The 3,771-nt window shown below is 64.9% G+C and carries 3 protein-coding genes; all 3 read right to left on the bottom strand.

The window, feature by feature from the left end:
* On the bottom strand, nt 1-2,480 hold a 2,480-nt coding region (gene alaS, locus V7Q81_RS15075), incomplete at its 3' end, for an alanine--tRNA ligase (RefSeq protein WP_333844938.1).
* A 24-nt stretch (nt 2,481-2,504) separates the two neighbouring features.
* A complete protein-coding gene (gene recX / locus V7Q81_RS15070; protein ID WP_333844936.1) occupies nt 2,505-2,948 on the bottom strand; it encodes a recombination regulator RecX in 444 nt (147 codons plus the stop codon).
* Nucleotides 2,949-2,976: 28 nt separating this feature from the next.
* Nucleotides 2,977-3,771 (bottom strand): recombinase RecA (gene recA, locus V7Q81_RS15065; protein ID WP_333844935.1); only part of this gene is annotated, 795 nt, incomplete at its 5' end.

The following is a 3,771-nucleotide window of genomic DNA, read 5'->3' as shown; positions in this document are numbered from 1 at the left end:
TCTCCGGCCTTCACCTTGCCAGTGAGATCCGGGGTGACGCCGGCGATCAGGGTCACCTTTTCACCTTCCACCGAGCCCAGCACCACGATGGCGCTCTTTAGCTTTTCCTTGAGTCGGTCCACCGCCTCCCGCAACGCCGGTGCCCCGGCGCCGTCGATGGTGGCCGCCACCACCTTGACACCCTTCACGTCCATGGCTTGAGCCGCCAGATCGTCGCTCTGGGAGGCAGCGAGCCTCGCCTTGAAGCGGTTCAACTCCTTCTCCAACTGCTTCACGTTCTCCACGATCTGGGCGATCTTCTGTGGCACCTCCTGGGGCGAAGTCCTCAGCAGCCCGGCGATGGCTTCCATCTGCGCTTGCTGCTTCTGCACGTACTCAAGGGCCGCGTCAGCGGTCACCGCCTCGATGCGACGAATGCCGGCCGCGACGCCCGTCTCGGAAACGATCTTGAACAGCCCGATGTCGCCGGTACGCTTCACATGGGTGCCGCCGCACAGCTCGGTGGAAAAGTCTCCCATGCCGATCACCCGCACTTCGTCGCCGTACTTGTCGCCGAAAAAGGCCAGCGCCCCGGCTTTCATGGCCTCGTCGAACCTCATGATTCGCGCCGACACCTCGACGTTGCGCCGGATCTGCTCGTTCACTAGCTGCTCTACCTGGCGAAGCTGCTCCGGAGTGAGGGGTGCGGGATGGGAAAAATCGAACCGAGTCTTGTAGGGGTCCACCAAAGAGCCCTTCTGCTGCACGTGGGGCCCCAGCACCCGGCGCAGGGCCGCATGCAGCAGGTGGGTGGCCGAATGGTTCCACATGGCGTGGTGGCGCGCCCAGGCATCCACCGTGGCGGTCACCTTGTCACCCACCCGGAGCCGGCCGGTCTTCATCACCCCTTTGTGGCCGAAGACCTCCGCCTGGATCTTCTGAGTGTCCTCCACGGCGAAGGTGCCGTTCATCCCCGCCAGCTCCCCTCGGTCCCCCACCTGGCCGCCGGACTCCGCGTAGAAGGGAGTGCGGTCCAGCACCACCACGGCGGAATCCCCCGACTGGATCTCCTCGGTCTGGGTACCCTCCTTGTACAGGGCCACCACCGTCGCTTCCAGCTTCAAGGTATCGTAGCCGTGGAACTCGGTGGGCCGGCCGGCGTAATCTACGTTCGTCCCCATATGGAACCGGGATGCGGCCCGGGCCCGCTCCCGCTGGCGCTGCATGGCCGCCTCGAACCCGGCGTAATCCACCCGCACATTGCGCTCCCGGGCGATGTCCGCGGTAAGATCCACGGGGAAGCCATAGGTGTCGTAGAGCTGGAACACGGTCTCCCCATCCAGCATCTTGTCCTCGCTGCGGGCGAGCGCCTGCTCCAGCACCCGCATGCCGTTCTCCAGCGTTTCGGCAAAACGTTCCTCCTCCTGCTTGAGGATGGCCGCGACTCGGTCTTTGGCCGCCGGCAGCTCCGGGTAGGCCTCCCCCATCACCCGCGCCAGATCGTCCACCAGGCGGTGGAAGAAAGGCCGCTTCTGTCCCAGCTTGTAGCCGTGGCGGATGGCCCGCCGGATGATCCGGCGCAGCACGTAGCCGCGGCCTTCGTTGCCCGGGATCACCCCGTCCACGATCAGGAAGGCGCAGGCGCGGATGTGGTCGGCGATGACTTTGAGGGAATTGCTCGCGAGATCCGAGGTACCGGTCTCCCGAGCCGCCGCCCGGATCAAGTCCCGGAACAGGTCGATCTCGTAGTTGGAATGCACGCCCTGGAGCACCGCCGCCATGCGCTCGAGCCCCATGCCTGTGTCCACGCTGGGCTTGGGCAACGGGTGCAGCACGCCGTGCTCATCCCGGTTGAACTGCATGAACACCAGGTTCCAGATCTCGATGTAGCGATCGCCGTCGGCCTCTGGGCTCCCTGGCGGGCCACCGGGCACTTCCGGCCCGTGGTCGTAGAAGATTTCCGAGCACGGCCCGCATGGGCCCGTATCGCCCATGGCCCAGAAGTTGTCGCTCTGGTACTTCTGTCCTCCTGGCTTGTCGCCGATACGGGTGACCCGCCCGGCGGGGACGCCGATCTCCTTCACCCATATGTCATAGGCCTCGTCGTCGTCCTGGTACACGGTAATCCAGGTGCGCTCTGGCGGAATCTTGAAATGATTAATGAGCAGATCCCAGGCGTAGTGGATCGCTTCCCGCTTGAAGTAATCCCCGAAGCTGAAGTTGCCCAGCATCTCGAAAAAAGTGTGGTGCCGCGCGGTGTAGCCCACGTTCTCCAGGTCGTTGTGCTTGCCGCCGGCGCGCACGCAACGCTGAGCGGTGGCAGCGCGCACGTAAGGGCGCTTTTCCTTGCCCAGGAACACGTCTTTGAACTGGACCATGCCCGAGTTGGTAAAGAGCAGCGTGGGGTCGCTTGCTGGCACGAGAGAGCTCGAGGGTACGATGGTGTGTCCCTTCGATTCGAAGTACTGCAAGAACGTGCTTCGGATTTCGCTGCTCTTCATTACCGTACTGGGTTTACGTGACGTTTACTCGTCCCCGGCCGTGCCTTTCAAAATCCTGCCGATCACCTCAAGGCTAAAGCCCCTCGACTGCAGGAAGCGCACCTGCTGGGCCTGCTCTGCTCGCGTGCGGGGCAGGCGCCCGAATTTCTTCGCCCACACCGCCCGGCAGCCTGCCTCGTCCAGCCGCCGCGCCTCGCGCAAGGCCGCCTCGGCCAGCGGGCCCGCCACCCCCTTTTCCTCGAGCTCCCGGGCGATGCGCAGGCTCCCATAGCGGCCGCCGCGGGAAGCAAGGAGCTGCTCCACGTAGCGCGCCTCCGAGAGCCAGCCCTCCCCCTCCAGGCTATCGAGCAATGTCTCCAGGTCATCCTCCTCGCTGGCGTGGGGGGCGAGCTTGCGCTTGAGCTCCGCCCGGGTATGCTCCCGGCGGGCGAGAAGCCTCAAGGCCCGCTCCCGCAGCGTAGCCGCCACGGCCGCTCATCCCTGCGGGCCACCCGCTTCAGGCCGTGGCCGCCTCCGTCTCGGGCGCCTTCACCCCGGCCGCTTCCCGGATCTTGCGCTCGATCTCGCGGGCCATCTCGGGATGCTCCTTCAGGTATTCACGGCAATTGTCCTTGCCCTGGCCAATTTTTTCTCCGTTGTAGGCATACCAGGCGCCGGACTTCTCCAGCACCCGGTAGTTCACGCCCAAATCCACGATCTCCCCTTCCCGGGAGATGCCCTCGCCGTAGAGGATGTCGAAGTCCGCCTGACGGAAGGGTGGCGCCACCTTGTTTTTGACCACCTTGGCCCGGGTCTCGTTGCCGATCACCTCATCGCCCCGCTTGATGGAGCCAGTGCGCCGGATGTCGATGCGCACCGAGGCGTAAAACTTGAGGGCGTTGCCACCGGTGGTGGTCTCCGGATTGCCAAACATGACCCCGATCTTCATCCGAATCTGGTTGATGAATACCACCAGTGTGTTGGAGCGCTTGATGTTGGCAGTGAGCTTGCGCAGCGCCTGGGACATGAGCCGGGCCTGCAAGCCCATCTGGGGCTCGCCCATCTCTCCCTCCAGCTCCGCCCGGGGCGTGAGGGCCGCCACCGAGTCCACCACCACCACGTCCACGCTGCCCGAGCGCACCAGCATGTCGGCTATCTCCAGGGCCTGCTCGCCCGAGTCCGGCTGGGAAATGAGGAGATTGCCCACGTCTACGCCCAACTTACCGGCGTAGACCGGATCGAGGGCGTGCTCTGCGTCGATGAAGGCGGCTACACCGCCCTGCTTCTGGGCTTCCGCGATCACCTGCAGGGC

This window comes from Pelomicrobium sp. (genome assembly GCF_036803785.1).
Lineage (GTDB): Bacteria > Pseudomonadota > Gammaproteobacteria > Burkholderiales > UBA6910 > Pelomicrobium.
The sequence above is the reverse complement of the archived record's forward strand: the minus strand, read 5'-3'. Positions and strand labels throughout refer to the sequence as shown.